Raw genomic sequence first — 1610 nt, 5'->3', positions numbered from 1 at the left:
GGTGGCTTGAAGACAGCCACCCTTTATTTTTGTCAAGTGCTTAGCAAAAAGGAGGAAACATGCTTGCAGAGTTCAGCGTTGTACCGATAGGCGTTGGCAGCAGCATCGGAGACCAGTTGGCTGTTGCCCTGAGGATTGTTGACGAAAGCGGCATGCCCTATAAGGTCAATCCAATGGGTACGGTTGTTGAGGGCGAATGGGACGACATCATGAATCTTATAAAGCGGTGTCGTGATGAGATCATGAAAAAAGAGGACAGGGTGCTTATATCCATAACCGTTGATGACAGGAAAGGAAAACCGAACAGGATAGAGGAAAAGGTTGCCTCTGTTGAGAAGAGATTGGGAAAGGCCTTGAAAAAATAAGCGGATGGGTGACGTTTTAACAATAAATAAGATACTTGCTGCAATAGACCTGGGTGCAGACACAGAAAAGATACTTGCCTATGCAGAATGGCTCTCTAAAACAAGAGGGGTCGATACTCAAATAGACATGCTGTATGTCATTGACTATGCCCTTACCCCCGGCATATCTTGTTCCCTATATAGAGGAAGAAAAGAGACTGAATGAAGAGGGGCTCAGAAAATGGGCAGAGAAGCTCAATAGCCTTGGTATAAAAACCGGGCATGCCATTGCGGTTGGAAGACTTGTCGAGACGTTTAATACAGCAATAAAAGAGATGAACACAGATATGCTCGTACTTGGGCATAGGTCCCACATGGTGAGGCCCAGCAGTTCCGAGCGGATGATAAAGTCCCTCGATATTCCCATGCTGGTTGTGAGGGGGGAAAGTCAAAAGGTGCACTTGTAGGTGCTGTGAATATAAAGAGGATTCTATGTGCAGTTGATTTTTCAGAGCCTTCGAAAAGGGCATTGGAGGTTGCAAAATCATTGTCTGAGAAGAGTTCCTCGGAACTCGTTGTGACCCATATAATTTCAAGCCTTAAGGTGGAAAAGGGATTTCAGAAATGGAAAGACATTACCGAGAAGGACAAAGCCGATTACATGAACGAGCTGATAAAGGACGCTGAGGAAAAAATATGCTCTTTTCTCGGAATTTGCAGGGGAGCAGAAAGCATTGTCAGGATAGGAATACCTTATGAGACAATTAATGAGATAGCAATGGAAAGGGATGAGGATTTAATTGTTATGGGAGCAAGGGGTTTGTCTTATACAAAAGGAGTAATACTGGGAAGTGTCTCGGAATCCATCATAAAATCATCTTCCTGCCCTGTCATGATCGTTCGATAAAGACAATGGAAATAGTATTTCTTATCTTCAGCCTCTTTATGATACTACTGAGCGCCGAGTTTTTCACCAATGGCGTGGAATCCCTCGGCAGAAGGCTTTCCCTGTCTCAGGCAGTTGTGGGAAGCATCCTTGCTGCTGTGGGGACTGCCCTACCAGAGACTATACTGCCTTTTGTTGCCATCCTGATACATGGCGGCGATGCTGCAAAGAATATTGGTGTTGGAGCTATTTTAGGAGCGCCTTTTATGCTTTCCACCCTCGCATTCTTTCTTGTCGGTATTTCTGTGATTGCCAGTTTCTTTATGAAAAGGAGGAGATTTGAACTGATTGTTGAGGTACATTCCATGAAGCGGGACCGC

At 44.8% G+C, this 1610-nt stretch carries 4 protein-coding genes and 1 pseudogene; all 5 read left to right on the top strand.

Annotated features, from left to right (window positions below):
• The first annotated feature begins 59 nt into the window (after nt 1–59).
• Entirely contained in the window at nt 60–365 is a 306-nt protein-coding gene (locus tag V7L97_RS12585) for an MTH1187 family thiamine-binding protein (protein WP_333656523.1), read from the top strand.
• A 4-nt stretch (nt 366–369) separates the two neighbouring features.
• Complete coding sequence (locus V7L97_RS12580; RefSeq protein WP_333656521.1) at nt 370–570, top strand: hypothetical protein; 201 nt, start codon at nt 370–372, stop codon at nt 568–570.
• The gene (locus tag V7L97_RS12575) at nt 512–811 is read left to right on the top strand and encodes a universal stress protein (protein WP_333656520.1); all 300 of its coding nucleotides are present in this window, start codon (nt 512–514) and stop codon (nt 809–811) included. The genes V7L97_RS12580 and V7L97_RS12575 overlap by 59 nt, the downstream gene beginning before the upstream one ends.
• Nucleotides 812–816: 5 nt before the next feature.
• The gene (locus V7L97_RS12570; RefSeq protein ID WP_333656517.1) at nt 817–1251 is read left to right on the top strand and encodes a universal stress protein; all 435 of its coding nucleotides are present in this window, start codon (nt 817–819) and stop codon (nt 1249–1251) included.
• A gap of 5 nt (nt 1252–1256) precedes the next feature.
• Nucleotides 1257–1610, top strand: a pseudogene (locus V7L97_RS12565) (sodium:calcium antiporter); the annotation flags it as partial.

The sequence above is a fragment of the Dissulfurispira sp. genome (genome assembly GCF_036745535.1).
Lineage (GTDB): Bacteria > Nitrospirota > Thermodesulfovibrionia > Thermodesulfovibrionales > Dissulfurispiraceae > Dissulfurispira.
Note: the sequence above shows the minus strand (reverse complement) of the source record. Positions and strands in the feature narration are given on the sequence as shown.